The 20879-nt window shown below is 59.5% G+C and carries 19 protein-coding genes; 8 read left to right on the top strand and 11 right to left on the bottom strand.

The features are described 5' to 3' along the window. The first annotated feature begins 196 nt into the window (after window positions 1-196). Genes G6L97_RS15745 through G6L97_RS15730 form a run of 4 tightly spaced genes read left to right on the top strand, consistent with a single transcriptional unit; the run spans window position 197 to window position 5066 of the window. A complete protein-coding gene (locus G6L97_RS15745) occupies window positions 197-1063 on the top strand; it encodes an ABC transporter substrate-binding protein (RefSeq protein ID WP_174003349.1) in 867 nt (288 codons plus the stop codon). Then, window positions 1060-2187, top strand: a complete 1128-nt coding sequence (locus G6L97_RS15740; protein ID WP_174003347.1) for an LLM class flavin-dependent oxidoreductase — start codon at window positions 1060-1062, stop codon at window positions 2185-2187. Before G6L97_RS15745 ends, G6L97_RS15740 begins: the two co-directional genes overlap by 4 nt. A gap of 31 nt (window positions 2188-2218) precedes the next feature. Continuing rightward, complete coding sequence (locus G6L97_RS15735) at window positions 2219-4051, top strand: TRAP transporter large permease (RefSeq protein WP_174003346.1); 1833 nt, start codon at window positions 2219-2221, stop codon at window positions 4049-4051. A gap of 16 nt (window positions 4052-4067) precedes the next feature. Then, a complete protein-coding gene (locus G6L97_RS15730) occupies window positions 4068-5066 on the top strand; it encodes a TRAP transporter substrate-binding protein (RefSeq protein WP_174003345.1) in 999 nt (332 codons plus the stop codon). Between the two features lie 57 nt (window positions 5067-5123). Here the strand turns inward: G6L97_RS15730 and G6L97_RS15725 are convergent, their stop codons facing one another. Beyond that, window positions 5124-6635 (bottom strand): aldehyde dehydrogenase (NADP(+)), encoded by a 1512-nt coding sequence (locus G6L97_RS15725; RefSeq protein WP_013761523.1) that lies wholly within the window; start codon window positions 6633-6635, stop codon window positions 5124-5126. 245 nt (window positions 6636-6880) lie between these two features. Here G6L97_RS15725 and G6L97_RS15720 point away from each other — a divergent pair, with 245 nt between their 5' ends. Continuing rightward, complete coding sequence (locus G6L97_RS15720; RefSeq protein WP_065659707.1) at window positions 6881-7234, top strand: antibiotic resistance protein VanZ; 354 nt, start codon at window positions 6881-6883, stop codon at window positions 7232-7234. A 28-nt stretch (window positions 7235-7262) separates the two neighbouring features. Here G6L97_RS15720 and uxuA read toward each other — a convergent pair whose 3' ends face one another. From uxuA to G6L97_RS15685, 7 genes are all read right to left on the bottom strand, one after another. After that, window positions 7263-8471 carry a mannonate dehydratase gene (uxuA, locus tag G6L97_RS15715; protein ID WP_174003343.1) on the bottom strand — a complete coding sequence of 403 codons (1209 nt, stop codon included), beginning with the start codon at window positions 8469-8471 and terminating at the stop codon, window positions 7263-7265. A gap of 16 nt (window positions 8472-8487) precedes the next feature. Beyond that, complete coding sequence (locus G6L97_RS15710) at window positions 8488-9534, bottom strand: L-idonate 5-dehydrogenase (RefSeq protein WP_174003341.1); 1047 nt, start codon at window positions 9532-9534, stop codon at window positions 8488-8490. Between the two features lie 76 nt (window positions 9535-9610). Continuing rightward, the gene (locus G6L97_RS15705; protein WP_003510762.1) at window positions 9611-11017 is read right to left on the bottom strand and encodes a TRAP transporter large permease; all 1407 of its coding nucleotides are present in this window, start codon (window positions 11015-11017) and stop codon (window positions 9611-9613) included. 4 nt (window positions 11018-11021) lie between these two features. Then, window positions 11022-11594 carry a TRAP transporter small permease gene (locus G6L97_RS15700; RefSeq protein ID WP_013761519.1) on the bottom strand — a complete coding sequence of 191 codons (573 nt, stop codon included), beginning with the start codon at window positions 11592-11594 and terminating at the stop codon, window positions 11022-11024. 61 nt (window positions 11595-11655) lie between these two features. Further along, entirely contained in the window at window positions 11656-12630 is a 975-nt protein-coding gene (locus G6L97_RS15695; RefSeq protein WP_013761518.1) for a sialic acid TRAP transporter substrate-binding protein SiaP, read from the bottom strand. Between the two features lie 61 nt (window positions 12631-12691). Further along, window positions 12692-13408, bottom strand: a complete 717-nt coding sequence (locus G6L97_RS15690; RefSeq protein ID WP_013761517.1) for a FadR/GntR family transcriptional regulator — start codon at window positions 13406-13408, stop codon at window positions 12692-12694. Window positions 13409-13639: 231 nt separating this feature from the next. Further along, complete coding sequence (locus G6L97_RS15685; RefSeq protein WP_174003340.1) at window positions 13640-14326, bottom strand: HAD family hydrolase; 687 nt, start codon at window positions 14324-14326, stop codon at window positions 13640-13642. A 408-nt stretch (window positions 14327-14734) separates the two neighbouring features. Here G6L97_RS15685 and minC point away from each other — a divergent pair, with 408 nt between their 5' ends. The 3 genes from minC to minE are packed head-to-tail and all read left to right on the top strand — an operon-like array spanning window position 14735 to window position 16573. Then, on the top strand, window positions 14735-15463 hold the full coding sequence (gene minC, locus G6L97_RS15680) for a septum site-determining protein MinC (RefSeq protein ID WP_003510754.1): 729 nt from the start codon (window positions 14735-14737) through the stop codon (window positions 15461-15463). A gap of 37 nt (window positions 15464-15500) precedes the next feature. Next, window positions 15501-16316, top strand: a complete 816-nt coding sequence (gene minD, locus G6L97_RS15675; RefSeq protein ID WP_003510752.1) for a septum site-determining protein MinD — start codon at window positions 15501-15503, stop codon at window positions 16314-16316. Next, window positions 16313-16573 carry a cell division topological specificity factor MinE gene (gene minE, locus G6L97_RS15670; protein ID WP_003510750.1) on the top strand — a complete coding sequence of 87 codons (261 nt, stop codon included), beginning with the start codon at window positions 16313-16315 and terminating at the stop codon, window positions 16571-16573. The genes minD and minE overlap by 4 nt, the downstream gene beginning before the upstream one ends. A gap of 45 nt (window positions 16574-16618) precedes the next feature. Here minE and G6L97_RS15665 read toward each other — a convergent pair whose 3' ends face one another. The 3 genes from G6L97_RS15665 to G6L97_RS15655 form a co-directional block, all read right to left on the bottom strand. Further along, a complete protein-coding gene (locus tag G6L97_RS15665) occupies window positions 16619-17521 on the bottom strand; it encodes an amino acid ABC transporter substrate-binding protein (protein WP_003510747.1) in 903 nt (300 codons plus the stop codon). Between the two features lie 67 nt (window positions 17522-17588). Continuing rightward, the gene (locus G6L97_RS15660; protein WP_060642281.1) at window positions 17589-18482 is read right to left on the bottom strand and encodes an amino acid ABC transporter substrate-binding protein; all 894 of its coding nucleotides are present in this window, start codon (window positions 18480-18482) and stop codon (window positions 17589-17591) included. Between the two features lie 30 nt (window positions 18483-18512). Beyond that, the gene (locus tag G6L97_RS15655; RefSeq protein ID WP_003510743.1) at window positions 18513-20831 is read right to left on the bottom strand and encodes an EAL domain-containing protein; all 2319 of its coding nucleotides are present in this window, start codon (window positions 20829-20831) and stop codon (window positions 18513-18515) included. Window positions 20832-20879: the final 48 nt, after the last annotated feature.

Genomic DNA, 20879 nt, shown 5'->3' with positions numbered 1-20879 from the left:
TTTCAAACTATAAAAAAGTAAATTGTATTGCGATAAATTTCAATGGTTTGATTAAGCCGAGTTTGACCGCGTCAGGAAATTTTTAAAATCTACAGGATTGATAGATTTCTCTTTCGCTTTCCCGCAGAGGATCGCCAAAACGTTCCTCGAAAACATTCTATAAAAAAGTAGATTGATTGAGAAATGAGGTGTCGACATGAAAATCGGGGTCCATCCCAACAATCTGCATTTGCGGCTCGCCCGGCTTTGGCCCGGCGCGTTTGATGAATTCGATCCGGCATTCGTGCCCTACCGCGAGGGGCGCGATACCGCAGCGCTTTTGGAAAAAGGCGAAATTCATTTCGGCGGCACGGGCTCGACGCCGCCAATCGAGGCGGATGCGCGCGGGCTTTCCGTAGCTTATATCGCCGCCTCGGCACCACGCCCCGCAAACGGCGCGATCCTCGTGCGGCGCGACAGCCCCATCCGCTCTGCGGCCGACCTTTCGGGAAAACGCATATCGCTGATTGACGGGTCTTTTCATACCTATCTTCTTGCGCGTAGCCTGGAAGGGGTGGGGCTTGGTCTTGCGGATGTAATACGCATCGAGAGCGGTGACAGCGATAGCCTGCGCGATCTCGTGGAAGGCCGCGTCGATGCCTGGGTGACGATGTCGCCACGGCTCGAAAAAGCCCTGACCCATGACGGGATCAGTCTTCTGGTCCGTTGCGGCTCCACCATTCCCAACCGTTCGCTGTTCTGGACGCTTGCGCGTCACACTGTGGCGCTGGAACAACGCGATGCGATTGCCGCCGAACTGGACCGCGTTGGCCGCGCCGTCATGGCGGATATAGACAGAGCCGCGGCCCTTCTTGCCGCCGAGCCGGGCAGCGAAGGCGATGCGCAGTCCTGGGCAAAGGTGCTGCGCTCACGCGATCTTTCGGTGGTGCCCGCCGCCGAAAATATCCTTGCCGAACAGCAGGAGGAGGCCGATACGCTTTACAGGCACGGCCATTTCTCTCTACCGGTTCTGACCGGGCAGAGACCGGCCCCACAATCAGCCAGCGCGGGAGGCGACAGATGAACGTTTTCTGGTATATGTGCGCGCCCGATGGCGCCTATCCCTGGCAACCGGAAGGATCCCGCAAGGTTGATCTCGGTTATTACAAGCAGCTTGCTCTTGCTTATGATCAGCTTGGTTACACAGGCGCCCTGTTTGCCACCGGCGCGCATGATGTGTGGGTTCTGGCTGGCGCGCTGCTTTCCTATACCGAGCGGCTGAAGTTTCTGGTCGCGATTCATCCGGGTCTTGTCGCGCCAACGCTGCTCGCCAAGATGGCGGCGACGCTTCAGGAATTTTCGCGCGGACGCCTGCTGATCAACGTCGTCTCGGGCGATGCCAAGATGCTCGGTGCATATGGCATGACCATGCCGCATGACGAACGCTACGATATGGCGGATGAATATCTGCAGATCTGGCATCGTCTTTTTGCCGGTGAGACGGTCGATTTCAAGGGCCGCCATTTCCAGACCGAAGGCGCAAAGTTTGCACTGCCGGTGGGGCAAGGCATAGAGCCACCACCGCTATGGTTCGGCGGCTCTTCGGACAAGGCGATCGAGGTTGCCGCCAAACATGTCGAGACCTATCTTTCCTGGGGCGAAACGCCCGACCAGATCGGCGCGAAGGTCGATCTCGTCAAGGCGCGGGCGGAGAAACTCGGCCGTGAGCTGGAATACGGCATTCGCCTGTATGTGATTGTCCGCGATACGGATGAAGAGGCATGGGCCGCCGCCGCCGATCTTTACGGGCGCATGGACGAGCGTGCCATTGCAGCCAACCAGCGTTTCGTCGGCAAGACCGATTCCGTCGGCCAGCAGCGCATGACGGCGATGCATGGTGGACAGACGCCTGAGAACCTGCGTGATCTCGAAATTGCCCCCAATCTCTGGGCCGGCATCGGTCTTGTCCGGCCGGGACCGGGCACCGCAATTGTCGGCTCGCCCGATACGGTGATCCGCACGCTGGAGGCCTATAAAAAGGCGGGCGTGAATACCTTTATTCTGTCCGGCATGCCATTGCTGGAAGAGGCCTTCCGTTTCGGGGAAAAGGTTCTTCCGCGTCTTGATGTATCGCGGGAAGTCTCGTCAGCCAAACAATTCACCTGGTCGACCTTGTTCGACCGCGACCTCTCGGCAAAGGCATCGTAAACATGGCCTTCCGGGAGTGGAGAAAAAAGACATGACGGCTGGTCCGGCAACAACGATTGCACAACGGCGCATCGGCCCTCAGCGTGCGGCGGAGCGGGCGCTTGCCGTTCTGGACAAGGCGCTTGGCGCAGTCGCCGCCGCAATCCTGGCAACTCTTCTCGTGGTGGTGCTGGTCAATGTCACCCTGCGTTATCTGTTTCACACCGGCTTCATCGGTGCGGAAGATCTCGGCATCTGGCTGCATGTGGCGATGATCGCGGTCGGCGCGCCGCTCAGTCTCAAAAGCGCGCTTGCCATGCGGCTCGATGTTTTCGTGCGGTTTTTGCCTGAGCGGTTCCATGCCGCCACCGAAGTTCTGGCGGATGCCTTCTCCTTCATCGCAGCACTGATCCTCGCCTTCGGTGGGGTTGAAATCGCGGCGATGCTGGGCGGTACGTCTCCGACGCTCGGTCTGCCGGAATGGGTGCGTTTTGGCTTTCTGGGTGCAGGCGGCGCGTTGATCCTTCTTTACCTGGCGCTTCAGCGTGTCAGTGAGGGCAAGACATTTGCCGTTCTAGTGTCTCTCACCATTGCAATTGCGGCCTATGTCGGCCTGCCGGAAGTCTTCGTTGATACGAGCCTGCCGCCCAGCCTGTTTCTGGCGCTTACGGCGGCGGTGGGGCTGGTGCTGGCAGCACCGCTCGCCCATGCCTTTCTCGCCGCAGCCTATGTGGCGATCGCCTTCGGCAGTACCTTGCCGGAGCCGGCCATCGTTTCCTCAACGGTAACAGGCATGTCGAAATTCCTGCTGCTCGCCATCCCCTTCTTCCTGCTGGCCGGAAGCCTGCTGACGGAATCGGGCGTTGCCAACCAGCTGGTTCGGTTCGCCGCCTCCATGGTTGGACACCGCCGGGCAGGGCTGGCGCAGACGACGCTGTTGACCAGCGTGCTGTTTTCCGGCGCATCCGGTTCCTCTGTCGCCAACGCCGCCTTCGGCGCTTCAACGTTCCAGCCGGAACTGGTCAAACACGGCTATCCGCCGGCGCAGGCGGGCGCGATTATCGCTGCAACCTCGGTGCTCGACAATGTCATCCCGCCCTCCATTGCCTTTCTCATCCTCGCAACGGCTACCAACCTGTCGGTGGGCTCGTTGCTGGTCGGCGGCTTTTTCGCCGGCGGGCTGATGGCGATCTGCCTTGCGGTGGCTATCCATTGGAGCGTGCGCAGCGTCGATACCCTGCCGCGCGCCACGGGCACGGAGCGCTGGCGCTCGGCTATCGCCGCTATACCCGCCTTCGGTCTCGGCGTCATCGTGGTGGTCGGCATCCGCATCGGTGTCGTCACCACCACGGAGGCGGCCGCACTTGCCGCACTCTACACGCTGCTTCTCGGCTTTGGGTACCGGTTGGGCGCGGGGCGTATCTTCGCAACTTTCCGGCAATCAGCCGGTGAGGCGGCGGCCATCGGTCTCCTTATCGGCACGGCAGGCCCCTTCGCCTTTCTTCTGGCGGTCGATAACGTCTCCGGCCTCGTCACGGATTTCGTGACATTGCTTGGCGGCAGCAAGATCGCGGTGCTTCTGCTTTCCAACCTCATCCTGCTCGTGGTGGGGCTGGTGCTGGATATCGGTGCGGCCATCCTGCTGTTTGGACCGATCCTGTTGCCCGCGGCCGTCGCGGCCGGCATCGATCCCATCCATTTCGGCGTCATTCTCGTGGTCAACCTGATGATCCATGGCCTCACACCACCGCTCGGCATGCTGATCTTCGTCGTCAGCGGTGTCACCCGCATTCCGGCGACAGCGCTGTTCCAGGCCGTGGTTCCCTATCTCCTATCCCTTCTCGTTTCCCTCGCCATTCTGTGCGCCTGGGCCATTGTCTTCTAAATCCGGGGTTTTATTCATGACTATTATCGATCGTCGCAATCTCCTGAAACTCTCCGCTGCGGGTGCGGCAGCACTTGCCACGCCCGCCTTCGTGCGCAACGCAAATGCCAGGACCCGCAACATTACGGTCGCCTCCCTGTTCGCGGACGACAAGCCGGAGACGAAAATCTGGGTGAAGATCAGCGAGCTGGTGGAGGCAAAGCTGCCCGGCCGTTTCCGCTTCAACATCGTCAAGAGCGGTGCGCTGGGCGGCGAAAAGGAAGTGGCGGAAAATATTCGTCTCGGATCGGTTCAGGCGAGCCTTTCCACGGTCTCTTCGCTCTCCGGCTGGGTGCCGGAACTGCAAATCCTCGATCTGCCCTTCCTGTTCCGCGATGCAGACCATGTGCGCAAGGTGGTGACGGGCGAGACCGGCAGCGAGCTGAAGACAAAGCTTGGCGCGCAGCAATTCGTGGCCGTAGACTTCATCAATTACGGTGCGCGCCATCTCCTGACCAAGGAGCCGGTAACCCGGCCAGAGCAGCTCAACGGCAAGAAGATCCGCGTCATCCAGAGCCCGCTGCATACCAAGCTGTGGAGCGCCTTCGGCACCACGCCGGTCGGCATTCCCATCACCGAGACCTATAATGCACTGTCAACCGGCGTAGCCGACGCCATGGATCTGACGAAGTCCGCCTATGCGGGTTTCAAGCTTTACGAGGTTGTACCCTACATGACCGAGACCGGCCATATCTGGGCATCGGGCGTGGTTTATTATGGTGCGGCTTTCTGGAACCAGCTCGATGACGAAGAGAAGATGGCCCTGACCGAAGCATCAAGCGAAGGCGCGCTCTATTTCAACCAGTTGATCGTCGAGGACGAGGCGAAATCGGTGGAGCTTGCGATTTCGAAGGGCGGCAAGGTGTTGCAGCCGGAAGCCTTGGATGAGTGGCGCAAGGGGGCGCAGGGCGTCTGGCAGGATTTCGCCGGCACTGTCGGCGGCATCGAGAAAATACAGGCGATCCAGTCGGCCTGATACCGAAGCACTATTGTGAATGGGGAGGGCGCAGGAGCGCCCTCCCCATTTTTTTGATCAGCGGATATCCTGCGGCAGAACGTCCGAAGGAATATTCTGGTAGGAAACAGGGCGCGTGAAGCGGCGGATCGACATGGTGCCGACCGAGGTCGCGCCGAAGTTCGTGGAAGCCGGGTAGGGGCCGCCGTGAACCATGGCTTCGGAGACTTCAACGCCGGTCGGGAAGCCGTTGGCGAGAACGCGGCCGGCCTTGCGCTCGAGGATCGGCAGCAGCTTGCGGCCGAGTTCGGCGTCACCTGCGTCAAGATGCATGGTCGCTGTCAGCTGACCTTCGAAGCTCTTTGCCACTTCGATCATTTCTTCAGCGCTGTCGACCGTCACGATCAGGCCGAGCGGTCCGAAGACTTCTTCGGCGAGCGCGTGGTTGGCAACCCAGTCCTTGCCCGAAACGCGGAACAGGTAAGGCGTTGCGTTACGCAGGTCGCAGGTGGTGGTCAAAACGTCGCGCACGCCGTTGCCGGCTGCGATGCGGTCGCGACCGTCACGATAGGCAGCGGCGATACCGTCGGTCAGCATGACCTGCGGGCCGACTTCGGAAAGGGCCGCCCGTGCGGTTTCCGACACGGCATCCGCCTGCGAGGCAAGCACCACGGCAATGCCGGGATTGGTGCAGAACTGGCCAGCACCCATGGTGAGCGAACCTGCCCAGCCCTTGGCGATGGCTTCACCGCGCGCGGAAACGGCTTCCGGCAGCAGGAACATCGGGTTGACAGAACCGAGTTCGCCGAAGAAAGGGATCGGTTCCGGACGCTGGGCGCAGAGATCGAACAGCGCGCGGCCACCGGCGAGCGAGCCGGTGAAGCCGACTGCCTTGATGCGCGGATGCTGGACGAGCGCAGAGCCGACATCGCGGCGGCCGCCCTGGATCAGCGAGAAGACGCCGGGATGCAGATTGTGCTTCTTGACGGCGGCGAGAACGGCCTCGGCGATAATTTCACCGGTGCCGGGATGGGCGGAATGGCCCTTGACCACAACCGGGCAGCCGGCTGCGAGAGCGGCGGCGGTATCTCCACCGGCGGTCGAGAAGGCGAGCGGGAAGTTGGAAGCACCGAAGACCGCAACGGGGCCGATCGGACGCTGCATCAGACGGATATCCGGGCGCGGCAGCGGCTGGCGATCCGGAAGCGCTTCGTCGTGGCGGCGGTCGAGATAGTCGCCCTTGCGGATATGCGATGCGAAAAGGCGAAGCTGTCCGGTGGTGCGGCCGCGTTCACCCTGCAGGCGTCCTGCGGGCAAGCCGGTCTCGGACGTGCCGATTTCAGTGATGGCGTCGGCGCGGGCCTCGATCTCATCGGCGATGGTGTCGAGGAATGCGGCGCGCTCTTCGCGGGTCGTATAGCCATAGCTCCAGAAAGCCTCTTCGGCTGCTTCTGCGGCCGCATTCACCAGATCGACGGTGCCGACCGAAAAATCGAAAGCTTCGCCATGTGCAGGCTCGCTGCGGAATTTCGCTTCCGTGGCGACCCATTCTCCTGCAACCAGATGTTTGCCGTGCGGCTTGAAACTCATTGTGCTCTTCCCTGAAAATCTGATCCTGTGTGGAAAATCCACCCGATACCGTAAAACCGGACCGAAGGGCGACAGCCTGAAAGGCCATCAGCCGCGATCCTTGTCCGGTTGCCCTCTGCCTTAGCCCGAGTAAGGCTTCAGCGAAAGCCGGTTTGTGCAGTATCTGTCCAAAAAGTGTGATTTATTGGGCGGTGGAAGAAAAAGACGATCTTCCGTTTATGCGCGCAGCGCTCTATTGTGACGCCATGATGACAAATAGACTTCCGAAATACATCGCCTGGTCGGTTCTGCTGCTGATCGTGATCGTTACAGTTTGCCCGATCGGGCTTCGGCCGCATACGCTGACGACCGTCGGCATCGACCGCGCCGCCGCCTTTGCCTTCTGTTCGGCTGCCTTCGTGCTGGCTTATCCGCGTTACTGGCTTGCCATCATTGTCGCGGGTGTCGTGGCGGCTTTCGGCATCGAGGCGCTGCAATTTCTGTCGCCCACACGGCATCCGCATATGACAGATGCAGTTGTGAAAGCCGTTGGCGCCATTGCCGGTGGGCTTTCCGCCTTTTCGTATCTTCAATTCAGGACGCGATTGACCGCAAGCTAAGAGGCTGCCGGCGGCCAATCGTGACGGCTTAATTCGCCTGCTTCGCCAATCCGAAACGGCCATGCGACAGCGTGCGCTCGATGCCGCGAAGCTCTGCCAGCCCCTTCAATCGGCCGATGGCGGGATAACCCGGCTGCGCCCCGCGCGTCAGGTCATCAAGGATTTCCTGGCCATGGTCGGGCCGCATCGGAATGGTGTGGTCTGCACGGCCCTCCGCGCGACGGCGGGATTCTTCCGACAGAAGTGCTGCGATAACGGCGACCATATCCGTTCCACCTTCCAGATGCTCGTCTTCGAAGAAGGAGCAGGGCACGGTGTCCGTGTCGCGCGTGACGTTGCGCAGATGCACGAAATGGATGCGGTCTGCAAAACGGCTGGCGATGAACGGCAGGTCGTTATCCGCCCGCGCGCCGAGCGAGCCGGTGCAGAGCGTAACACCATTGGCGCGGCTGTCGACTTGCGAGAGCATATGGGCGTAGTCGGACTCCGTTGAAAGAATACGCGGCAGGCCAAGCAGCGGCCATGGAGGATCGTCGCCGTGGGCGCAGATGTTGATGCCGACTTCTTCCGCGACCGGCGTCACTTCCGACAGAAAGTTGATCAGATTCTGCTGCAGTTTTTCGCGGTTTATGCCGTGATATGAGCGCAGCTTTTCGAGAAGCTGGCTGAGCGTGTAACCATCCGCCGAACCCGGCAGGCCCGCGCCGATATTACGTCCGAGTGCGGCGATCTTCGTATCCGGCATATCGGCGAAACGTTTTGCCGCTTCCTCGATCAGCCACTCCGGATAATCGGTCTTTGCGTCGGGGCGTTTGAGAATGTGAATGTCGAAGGCGGCGAAATCGGAAAGGTCAAAACGCATGGCTTTTGCGCCGTGCTTCGTTTCCCAGCGCAGATCGGTGCGGGTCCAGTCCAGCACCGGCATGAAATTGTAGCAGACGGTGCGAATGCCCGTGGCGGAGAGGCGGCGCAGCGTCTCCTGCCAGTTGGCGATATGGTTTTTCCAGTCGCCCGTCTGGGTTTTGATCTCCTCGGAGACCGGCACGCTTTCCACCACGTCCCAATACAGCCCACCGGCCTTGATCGCCTCATGCCGTTTGGCGATCTCGTCCACCGGCCAGACATCGCCGGTGGCGATGTGGTGCAGCGCGCTTACGATGCCTTCCGCCCCTGCCTGAGCCGCATCCTGAACCGTGACCTTGTCCACCGGGCCGAACCAGCGCCATGTATGTCTCATTTTTTATCCTCAAACATTATTCTGCGGAAAATGTCAGCTGCACCTTGCAGGCGGCGGAGCGGTCTCCAGCCTGCTCGAATGCAGATTTCGCCTCTTCAAGAGGGAAGCTGTGGGAAATGATCGGCCGCACATCGATCCGGCGCGTGGAGATCAGGCCGGCGGCAATGGTGAATTCGTCGTGGAAACGCTGCGAGCCGCGCCAGAGGATTTCCTTGCCCACCAGCGCATTGAGCGGAATGGTTATGTCACCGGTGACGCCCACCTGCACGACCGTACCGCGCGGACGTACACAGGCGAAGGCGGCGCGAAGCGCAGGTGCCGCGGCGGAGCAATCGAAAACGACGTCGAAATACCCCTTATTGTCCTGATAGGGTAAAAGTGCTTCTGCGTTTTTCGCGACATTAATGGTGCGGTCCGCCCCCATGGCGGGCGCGCGCTCCAGCGCCGCATCGGTCAGGTCGGTGGCGAGAATGATGCCGGCACCGGCATGGCGGGCGGCGGCAATCGTCAAGAGGCCGATCGGCCCGGCGCCCGTTACCAGCACCTTGGCGCCGGTCAGATCGCCCGCTTGTGCGACGGCATGCAGACAGACCGCAAGCGGTTCGGTGCAGGCGGCTTCGGCGGGCGAAGTGGTGTCTGAAAATGTCGCGCATTGTTTTGCCGGAACCACGAGCCGATCACGGAACATGCCCTGTTCGTGCGGCAGGCGCATGGCGCTGCCCATGAAGCGCATATCGAGGCAATGGATCGGTTGGCCCTTCAGGCAGAAATGGCAATGGCCGCAAGGCTGCGAGGGATTGACGGCGACGAGCTGGCCGAGTGCGAGCCCGCTGACGCCTTCGCCCAGCGCCTGCACCCGCCCCGATGCCTCATGGCCGCAGATGATCGGCTCGCGCACCCGCACAGGCCCGAAGCCGCCGTCCTGATAATAATGTAGATCGGAACCGCAAATGCCGCCCGCCGCCATGGCCAGCAGCACTTCACCGGGGCCGGGGGCCTGCATGTCCTGCGTTTCAACGCGGATATCTTCACGGCCGTATAGACGTGCCACGCGTGTCTGCATGACGATGCCTCTCATCTTATGTGGATTGGATGAATGAAACCCGCGCGGCGAGCCGCGCGGGCAGGGGTTGTGCTGGTCAGCGGATGAGACCCATTTCCGTCGGAAGCCATAGCGTGATCGCCGGAATGAAGGTTATCAGCAACAACGCCACGAACAGCGGCACCAGCCACGGCAGAATGGCGACGGTCGTGCGCTCGACGGAGAGTTTCGCCACGCGTGAGAGCACGAACAGCACCATGCCGAGCGGCGGATGCAGCAGCCCTATCATCAGGTTGAGGGTGATGATGAGGCCGAAATGCACCGGATCGATATTGAACTGCAGCACCAGCGGCAGCAGGATCGGCACGAGGATGGTGATTGCCGCGATCGTGTCTAGGAAGCAGCCGACGAACAGCATCAGCAGGTTGACCAGCAGGAGGAAAATCCACTTGCTGTCGGTGATCGTCAGGATCGCCGCCGATAGCAACTGTGCTGCCTGGCTCACCGTCAGAAGCCATGCGAAGATTGATGCCGCCGCAACGATGAAGAGAACCGATGCCGTGGTCTCTATCGTGTCGAAGGTCGATTTTGCCAGCGACTTGAACGTCATCGTCCGGTAACGGACAAGCCCGAGGAACAGAGACCACAACACGGCTGCGACAGCCGCCTCCGTCGGCGTGAACCAGCCCATCGTCATGCCGCCGATCAGGATCACCGGCGTCATCAGGGCCATCACGGCAGAGAAGTCGAAATACCAGTCGCAGGCGAGCAAGACCACCAGCACGATCAGGATCGACAGGTTGAGCGACAGGCCAAACAGCGTCAGTAGATAGATGCCGAGCGGCACCATCATGACGACGAGCACTTCAAGCGAAGCGCCGAAGATGGTTCTGAGGTTGAACGGCGTATCGGAACCCCAACCCTTGACGTAGGCGAAAACGGCAACGGTGATCATCATCAAAAGCGTCATGACGACACCTGGAACGATGCCGGCCATGAACAGTGCGCCGATCGAGACGTTTGCCATCATGCCGTAGATGACGAAGGGCAACGATGGCGGAAAGATCGGCCCGAGCGTTGCGGAGGCGGCGGTGACGCCGACGGCCGCTTCGACCGGATAACCATGATCCTTCATGGCCTTGATTTCGATGGTGCCGATGCCGGCGGCGTCGGCGAGGGCCGTGCCGGACATGCCGGAAAAGATTACCGAGCCGATGATGTTGACCTGTGCCAGACCACCTTTCATCCAGCCGACCAACGCCACGGCAAAGGAATAGATGCGTCCCGTCACCCCTGCCGTGTTCATGAGATTGCCGGCAAGGATGAAGAAGGGAACGGCGAGAAGCGGGAAGCTTTCCACGCCCGCAATCAGACGCTGCGCCGCGATGATATCTGGCGCGACATTATACGAGACGATGTAGAGAAGCGATGCCGTGGCCATTGAAATGGCGACTGGCAGGCCGATCAGCATCAACAGAAGAAACGAGCCGATAAGAATAAGCATATGTTCAATCCCCCGCGCTCTGGAATTCTTCCGGCCGTTCCAGAACGGAATAGCCACGCTGCATATTGGCGATGAAGACCTGCACCGAACGGAAGAACATGAGGACGAAAGCGGCCAGAACCGTATAGAAAACGATGTTGCGCGGCAGGGCGACGGTGACCATTTCCTCGTCCGCGACGATTTCCAGATACCGCCACATCAGCCACGAGGTGTAGGCGAAGAACACGATGCGCAGCACGTCGACAAGGATCGACATGACGCGGGCAACCTGCGGCGGAACGTAGTGATAAAGCACATCCACCTGGATGTGGCGTGACATGCGCACGCACATGACCGAACCTAGAAACACCACGCCAATCAGGCAGTTGACGGCGATTTCTTCCGTCCAGGCATAGCTGTCGTTAAGCACGTAACGGGTGAAGAATTGAAGGAACACGCAACCTGTCATCAGCCAGAAAAGGCCAAGCGTAACCCAGTCCTCGAAGGCGTAGACCTTCAGGTCAACTTCGGGCGGCGCCTCGTCAAACGTGTGGGCGAGTTCTTCAGGCGTGACCTGAGTATGAATTTCCTGCGACATTGAGATATCCCGTCTGGAGAGAAAGGGCGGTGCGGCAACGAAGGCCGCACCGGATCTTGGCTCACTTGACGGCGCGAATGGCTTCCCAGTCGGCCTTGTCGTAACCGAAGTCCTCGAACTTCACCTTCTCCATGACGTTCTTCTCAAAGTCCGCCTTGTCCACCTCTGCGACGTTCAGGCCACGCTTCTTGAACTCTTCCACGAGGCTTTTTTCGCGTCCTTCGATGGTCTTCGTGGTCCGCACGGCGGCTTCCTGCATGACGTCCGTGAAGATTTTCTTGTCTTCATCGGAAAGCTTGGACCACAGGTTCTTCGAGATCACCGTATTGAGGTGGTCGACGATGTGGCCGGTCAGCACGATGTTCTTCTGCACTTCGAAGAACTTCTTTGCCTCGATGGTGGTCAGCGGGTTTTCCTGTGCATCGACCGTGCCGTTCTGAAGCGCCAGATAGACTTCTGCGAATGCGATCGGCGTCGTGTTGGCGCCGCAGGCGCGTGGCATGGCGAGATAGGCCGGAACGTCGGGAACACGCATCTTCAGCCCCGCCATGTCGGCGCAGTTGGCAATCGGCTTGTTCGACGTGGTGTGGCGCGTGCCGTAGTAACTGACGGCGGCGATGTGGTTGCCGGTCTTGTCCTCGTAACCCTTGGCAAGACGCTTGAAGATATCACTCTTGGTATAGGCGATCAGATGGCTCGGGTCGCGGAAGATATATGGGAAATAGGTGACGCCGATCGGCTTGAAGTCACGTGCGGCAAAACTGGAGCCGGAGATGATGATATCCACCGTGCCGATCTTCAGGCCCTGGTTGATATCCGCTTCCTTGCCGAGCTGCGAGGCGGGGAATACATCCACCTTGTAGCGGCCGTCGGTGCGCTTGGCGATTTCTTCCGCAGCCCAGACCGAATCCGTGTGGAACGGTTCGGAGGTCTCGTAGACATGCGCCCATTTCAGCGTTGTTTGCGCCTGTGCCGCCAAAGCCGAAAGCAAAATGGCAGCGGTTGCACCCATCAAAGTCGACAATCTGATTTTCATTCTTAACTCCTCCCGAATTAAAGCCAGATTTCTGTTTTTCCCGTCGCCGGTTGCGGCGCGGTCACTCTTCTCCGATCGTTTCCTCCCCGAAACTCTCGGAAAATCTCTTTTGCGACAGCGTCAGATGCTGGCGCATCGCCTCGCGTGCCCCTTCCGGATCGTTCGCCGCGATCGCGTCGCGGATCACCCGGTGTTCCTGAACCGCAAGAATCCATGTGTGAGGACCCTCGAAATAGCTGGCGAGCTTTTCGAAATAGGGCGAAAGGCTGCGCTCGTCATAGATCAGGCCGGTAAAGCGGTTCAGCGCCGAGTTGCCGATGATGTCGGCAATGGCGGTGTGGAAGGCGCGGTCCAGGTTGAGGGCCTGCGGCGAATTGTCGAGCGCCCCGGCCATGCGTTCGATGATGTCGTCCAGCCTGGCGATGCATTCAGACGTGGCAAGCCGCGCGGCCTCCTCGGCAATAGCGCTTTCAATGATGCAGCGCGCCTGCAGGATTTCGAAGGGGCCGTGCGCGTCCGGCACGGGTGACTTTGCCTTGTTAGCCGTGCGGGACGTGTTCACATACACGCCCGAACCCATGCGGATATGGATATGGCCTTCCACTTCCAGAACGATCAGCGCTTCCCGCACCGTCGGGCGGGACACGCCAAAACGTTCCGCCAGATCGCGCTCCGCCGGCAGGCGCTGACCGTCCGTCAGTTCCCCGCTCTCGATAAGCAAGCGAATTTGTTCCGCGACCAGCCTGTAGAGGCGGCGCGGCTCCAGAGCCACAAACATGATGTCCTCCCAGCGCGAAAGTCTCCCCCCTTCGCGCAAGCGGTAAGATGGTCTTACCAATTTTATTAGGTAGGATTTATGCGGTGCTGTCAATTGGCCGCTAGAGGAAAACTACACGGCGAAAGACTGGAGACCGGTGCGGCAGGCTCGGCGCAATGGATTGGATTTTACGAAACGTGATTGATCCTCGGGACAGACCCGAGGATGACACCGCATGTTTGGGTTGGCTTTTCAGCCCTTGTTACTTGTGAGCTTCAAGCCGCCGCCGTCGCCGATAGTGACGTCCAGCTCACCGTACCCACCGATCGAAAGGTGCGGCGTTTCGATGGGATGCGAATGAGTGGCGTTAATGACCACGACCGTTGCGCCCATGCTTTCCCCCGCCTGAATGCCGGCGGGCGCATCTTCGAAGACGACGCAGTCTTCAGGTGCAACGCCGAGCTTCGCAGCAGCCTTTCTGTAACCCTCCGGGTCAGGCTTGCCGTTCACAACGTCCTCGGCGCAGATCATCACTGGAGGCGGTGTGAGGCCTGCCGCAGCCAACCGGAGTTCGGCAAGGGCGCGGGCGGCGGAGGTGACGATAGCCCATTTTCCGGCCGGCAATTTCTCAAGAAATGCGGCTGCCTGCGGAATCTGGAGGATGCCGTCAACATCGTCCATTTCCTTTTGCAAAAGCATATCCGCCTGTTCCTGGATATCGAGGCCGGGAACTGCCTCGCGACGCACAACCTCGGATGCGCGCATGCCATGGATGCGCTGCAGGAAAGCCTCCGGCTCTATCCCGTTGTCTACGGCCCATTCGCGCCAGACCCGCTCTACCACCGCAATGGAATTCAGCAGCGTTCCATCCATGTCGAACAGGAAGGCGCCATATTCGCGCGAGGAGATCTGGGCGGTCGCCGGGACTTTGCTGTGCATCGCATTCTTCCGTTGGATGTGTCGGGTTGGCCTCGTGTCTATAGCATCGGCAGGCATAACGGAATCGTTTTTCCGCTCCTCAAGCAAATGGCGACCCATCCGCCAGTGGCGGACATCGTGCCGGAATCGGACAGTTTGAACGGACTGCGACTCGGGGCATGGTCAGGCAGGGGAGGGCGTCCGCATACGGTCATGCGGGCGTCAGGTTGCAGCAAGGATCAACTGCTATTGTGAGTTTTCGAAAGAAGTCAAAGTTCGCAAAATCAAAAGCTAAACGGAGCTTATGAATGTTGTGCATGAGATTTTTCGCAGCGGAATTCTCTTAACGAAACCGTCGTTTAAGGGGCGTTGTTAACCATTTGTTAACCATATTCGAGGTACCTAATTGTCAACGATTTGTTTACCTAGATGACCAAAGTGCTAACAGACCAGCGTTCGATCCGTATCAAAGGCCGCTCCTTCCTCGCGGTCGTTCTGTCCCCTGAAGCTCCGCTCGATCAATGGCTGGAACGGCTGGATGATCTTGCTGCACGTTCAGCCGGGTTCTTCCTGTCGCGTCCGGTGGTTCTGGATGCGTCTGAGCTGTCGCTGGACAAGGCAGGGCTGAAGGCTCTGCTGGCAGCGCTGACGGAACGTAATGTCGGCATCATGGGGATCGAAGGTGTTCGCCCCTCGATGATCGAGCCGGGCATGCCGCCGTCGCTGAAGGGCGGAAAGCCCGCTTCAGATGTCGAGGTCGAGCCCGTCGCCATTGCCGCCGAATTGCCCGAAGAAAAGCCGCGCGCTTCGGGCGAGGTTCGGGCCGTGGTCCAGTCGCTGGTCATCAACGAGCCGGTGCGCTCCGGCCAGTCGATCATGTTCCCCGAAGGCGATGTGACCGTCATCGGTTCGGTCGCCTCGGGTGCGGAAATCATCGCGGGCGGGTCGGTGCATATTTACGGGGCGTTGCGCGGTCGCGCCATGGCCGGTTCGCTTGGCAATGTTTCGGCGCGCATCTTCTGCCGCAAGCTGGAAGCGGAGCTACTGGCAATCGACGGCGTCTACAAGGTTGCCGAGGACATTGACGACAAGCTGCGCGGCCAGCCCGTTCAGCTGTGGCTGGAAAACGATACGATAAAGGCCGAAAAACTTGGCTGACGACATAGAGAAAACAACACAGGAACAGGAGAGCCGTATGGGGAAGGTAGTCGTTGTTACTTCCGGCAAGGGCGGGGTTGGCAAGACCACCTCGACCGCAGCGCTTGGCGCCGCATTGGCGCAGAACAAGCAGAAGGTCGTGGTTGTCGATTTTGACGTCGGACTGCGTAACCTCGATCTCGTCATGGGTGCTGAACGCCGGGTGGTCTACGATCTCGTCAACGTCATCCAGGGCGATGCCAAGCTGACGCAGGCGCTGATCCGCGACAAGCGCCTCGAGACGCTGTTCCTGCTGCCCGCCTCGCAGACACGCGACAAGGACAATCTGACGCCGGAAGGCGTGGAATGGGTAATCGCCGAGTTGAAGAAACATTTCGACTGGGTCATCTGCGACAGCCCGGCCGGTATCGAACGCGGAGCGACGTTGGCCATGCGCCATGCGGATGTGGCCGTCGTGGTCACCAATCCGGAAGTCTCCTCGGTGCGTGACAGTGACCGCATCATCGGCCTGCTCGATTCCAAGACGCTGAAGGCCGAACGCGGCGAGCGCATGGAAAAGCACCTGCTTCTGACGCGCTACGATTCGGCCCGTGCCGAGCGCGGCGACATGCTGAAGGTCGACGACGTTCTGGAAATCCTCTCCATTCCGCTGCTCGGTATCATTCCCGAAAGCACGGATGTGCTGCGTGCTTCCAACGTCGGTGCACCGGTTACGCTCGCGGATGCCCGTTGTGCACCTGCCATGGCTTACTTCGACGCTGCCCGCCGCCTGTCAGGCGAGGACATTCCGGTGGTCATTCCGGGCGAAAAGCGGGGTATCTTCTCCAAGATCTTTGCTAGGAGGGCTGCATGAGCATTTTCGGCCTATTCCGTAAACAAAAGTCGGCACCGCTTGCGCGCGAGCGACTGCAGGTGCTGCTTGCCCACGAAAGGGCGTCGTCGGGAACCGATCTCGTCGCCGTCCTCCGGGAAGAAATTCTCGCCGTCATCGCCAAGCATGTGCAGATCGATAACGATCGGGTGCATGTGAAGATGGATCGTGACGAGCACGTCTCCATACTGGAGATCGATGTCGAGATACCGTTGAGCGCCGACCTGCGCGCCGCGTGATGTTTTCTCCGAATACCGCCGCCCCTTGCAGGGCGGCGTTTTTCTTTACTCGGCCGTCGTATCGACCGGCATTCTAAATGCCTCGGCCAGATCGTCGGGAAGCGGGCGCTTGAGGTTTATGCCGTTCGGCGGGATCGGCGCGTTGAACCACTTGTCGTAGATCGCGTTGATTTCGCCGCTTGCATAAATTTTCCCAAGGGCTTCGTTGACGGCGTTCTTGAAGGCGGTGTCGCCCCGTCGGAGCATCAGGCCATAGGGTTGTGGTGGGGCGAGATATTCGTTCGAGATGGAATAGTCTTCTGGCTTGCCCGTTTCAGCGACGAAGGACCTCAGAAGAATATCGTCCATGACGAAGGCCGAGGCTCGATCTTCCGTCACCATGTCGAAACTGCCTTCCGTACTGTCATTTTGCAGGACGGCGATGTTCAGTCCCAGTTTGCGGTTAAGCACATTCAGCTGACTGATATTGATCGTTCCCGTCGTCACCACCACGGTTCGTCCGGCAAGATCGCTGACGCTTGTCATGTTGCTTGATTTCAGCGCGACATAACGCGTGCCGGTGATGAAGTGGCTGTAGGAAAACCACACTGCCTTGCGTCTTTCCTCCGTATTCGTGCTCGCCACGCATTCCATGTCGATTGTGCCGTCATTGAGAAGCGTGATGCGGTTGCTGGGGGTGCGCTTGACGAAATCGATTTTCAATTCCGGCAGGCCCAACTTCTTCTTGATGGAATCCGCCACCTTCAGGCACAGTTCGATGCTGTAACCGATCGGCTCCGGACCAATTCCCATATAGGAAAAGGGAAGATTTCTGTCGGCAAAGCCGAGCCGGATGGTGCCGGTTCTGGCAATGGTTTCGAGTGTAGGCGGTTGGGTCTCGTCGGCGGCTGCAATGGTGGGTAAAAGACTAAAAACCCCAAGCATGAGCCACAATGTCGATCTCTGCATCGCGCATCTCCAGCCAAAATTATCTGTCAAAACATTTTCATAAAATAGAGGTGGGATTTTTACTCCCTCAGTCCCGGTATTCGCTCGGATGGTCATAGGCTTGTTTTAACGAGGCGGTCATCGGCAGGTTCAGGTTCATGCCATTGGGCGGAATGGGTTTGGTGAACCATTTTTCGTAAAGGCCGTGAATGGTGGGACCGGTGAAGATCTGCCGCAGGCTTTCGTTGACCGCCGCCTTGAAGGCCGGGTCGTTGCGCCGAAACACCAGGCCGTACGGTTCGGGTGCGCTCAGCGTTTCGTCCGAGAGCGCGTAGAGGTCGGGATTCTCCGATGTTGCCGCCAGCGCCGCCAGCAATATGCCATCCATGACGAAAGCAGAGGCCTTGCCGGCAACGACGAGTTCGAAGGCTTCCTCATTGGTTTTTGTGGGCATCACCGAGATATTTAGGTTCTTTTCGCGGTTCACCGCATTCAGCTGCTCGATGTTGACCGTGCCGGAGGCGGATGTGACGGAGCGTCCGGCCAGATCGGCAAGGCTCTTCAGATTGTCCTGTTTACGGGAGAGAAATTGCGTCGCGGTCATGAAATTCGGATAGGAGAAATCTACCATTTTCCGGCGTTCGCTGTTGTTGGTCGTCGCCGCGCATTCAATATCGATCTTGCCGCTACGGACGAGAATGAACCGGGTTGCGGGCGTGGCCTTTACATATTCAATGTCGAGTTTGTCCAGCTTCAGTTGCGTGCGGATGTCCTCGCTGATCGCGCGGCAAAGATCAGTCGAGAAGCCGGTCACTTCTCCATCCGGCAGCTGATAGGAAAACGGCGGTTCGGCCTCACGATAACCGATGCGGATTTTCGCGGTCTTGGCAATCTGCCGAAGCGTATCGCCTTCGCCGGCGGCCTGCACCGGAGTTGTGGGGATAAAGCATGTGAGGAAAAGGCAAAATACTGAAATGCGCATTTTATGTCCTTTTGGCTGTCAGCCGCGTTCTCAAATCGCTTTTTGTGGCGGGTAATAGGTTTCCTGCATCGGTCGCCCGACGTCGCTATATTCGTCGTTTCCGGTTTGGGCGATGACGGCACGGTTCTTGAGTATCCGGGCAAGCGGCGCCGGCTCGGCAAAATAATAGCCCTGTGCCTCGTCGCATCCGGAAAGCTTGAGGGCCTCGACCTGTTTCTTGTCTTCCACGCCCTCGGCGGTGACTTTCAGGCCGATCTGTTCTGCCATGTCGATGATGGTGTTGACGATGGCCGAGCACATTGGATTTTCCGGCAGGCCGGAAACGAATTCGCGGTCGATCTTGATCTTGTCGAAGGCAACATGCGTCAGCGTGCTCAACCCGGCATAACCGGTGCCGAAATCATCAAGCACGAGGCGGACGCCCATTTCCTTCAGCAGCTTTAAAGCCCTGGCGCTGTTGTCGCGCTCCAGCATTGCCGTTTCCGTCACTTCAAGCTCGAGCCGCTCGGCCGGGAAGCCGGAGGCTTTCAGCGCGCCGTCAACGATCGGGACAATATCGTCATTGCAAAGCTGCACGGCGGAAAGATTGACGGCAAGTCGGATATCCCTGGGCCAGGTCATGGCGTCCATGCAGGCCTGCGCCAAAACCCATTCGCCCAGAGGTTTGATGAAATTGTTTTCTTCGGCAAGCGTTATGAAGCGATCCGGCGTGATGATGCCAAGCTTGCTGTGCCGCCATCTGGCAAGGGCCTCGTAGGCGACAATGCGGCCGCTCTCCAGATTGACCACGGGCTGGTAATACAGCTCGAATTCGTGGTTTTCGAGCGCGGATTTCATGTCTATTTCGAGCGCGTGCTTGTGCTGCGCCGCCATGTCCATGCCAGGCTCGTAAAAGACAAAAAAGCCGCATCCCATGGATTTCGCCCGGTAGAGACCAAGGTCCGCATGTTGCAGAAGCTGGGTGGCGGAGTTGCCGTGATCGGGCGCGCAGGCGATGCCGATGCTGGTATCGACGCTTATATGGCTACCTTCGAGGCTGAAGCTGCGCGAGACCGCATGGACCACGCGCTTTGCCAGCGCGCCCGCATCCTCTCGACAATTATCGCTCACCGCTTGTATGATCGCAAATTCGTCGCCGCCGAGCCTGCTCACCATGTCGTTTTCACCGAGCACGGAGGAAATCCGCGAGGCCACGGCCACCAGCAGGGCGTCGCCTGCCGCGTGTCCCAACGTATCGTTGACGGCCTTGAAGCGGTCGAGATCGAGCAGCATGACGTTGAACGGCTGGCCTGACGTGGAAAGATGTTCGAGACGGTTCTCCAGCGTCTTCATCAAGAGCACGCGGTTGGGAAGCCCCGTCAGCGCATCGTGATGGGCCATATGTTCCAGTTGCTGCGCCATGTCGCGGATCTGCCTGAGCCGTCCACGTTCCAGAACGGCCTCCCGCAGGGTTTCGATGGCGGTGGCCATGTCGCCGATCTCGTCCCGTCGATCCTGAAACGGCGTGACGACATCGGTTTCCTCACGGGCGATCCTGAGTGTCGCCTGCACCAGCGCCGGAACGGGTTTCAGAAAATGCCTGGCAATCAGCGTCACGAGAACGCCGGTGACGGTCAGAACAACGATCAGGGCGACGAGCGAATTGTAGATGAGCTTGCGCTGCGCGCCATAAAGCGCGTCCGAACCGCCGATGCTGACGGCGACCGCGCCAATCGGCTTTTTCGTTTCCGTGCTGATGATCGGCAACAGGCCGATATAATGGCTGGAATCGCCAATCGTCGCAAAGCCGGTGGCAAAACGCGCGGCGACCGCATCTCTGGAGAAGATGGGATCGGTGGCAATCGGTTTTTCGGCGTCGTCGGTGGCGTTGTCGAAGGCCGCCGCGATTTGACGGAATCCGGAATCGGCCTCATCGTAGCGGAAAAGCCAGACGGCATTCTTGGTCTGCGCACCGATGAGGGCGAGAACGTCGCTGGGGTTGAAGCCGGTAACGAGGATGGAAGCGTCGTCGCCAATCGGCTTGTCGGTCAAGATGCCGTTCACCTGTCCGTCCGTGTCGGCGGTGACGCTGACATAGGTATAGATGCTGCGCAGGGTGGCGCTGGCAATCTGTGAATTGACGCGGGCCTGGTTGAGCCATTGCTCGCTGGCGGCGGCAACGAACATGTACCAGCCGACGAGCGCCCCGATGCTGTAGGAAAAGATCACGCCGCCGAGAAATATCAGGGTTATCTTGCTGGCGAGCGAACGCCGCCGCGAAAAGCGGCCCGGCACCGGCTGCGTCGTTGAGCGAAGCGTGTCACCGGTTTCAGTCTGTCTATCTATCCCCCGATAGGCAGTCTCTTCCATTCGCGATATTCCCCCGCGATGTCGCGTTATGATTGTTTTATGGAATTT

The sequence above is a fragment of the Agrobacterium tumefaciens genome, from assembly GCF_013318015.2.
Taxonomy (GTDB): Bacteria; Pseudomonadota; Alphaproteobacteria; order Rhizobiales; family Rhizobiaceae; genus Agrobacterium; species Agrobacterium tumefaciens.
Note: the sequence above shows the minus strand (reverse complement) of the source record. Positions and strands in the feature narration are given on the sequence as shown.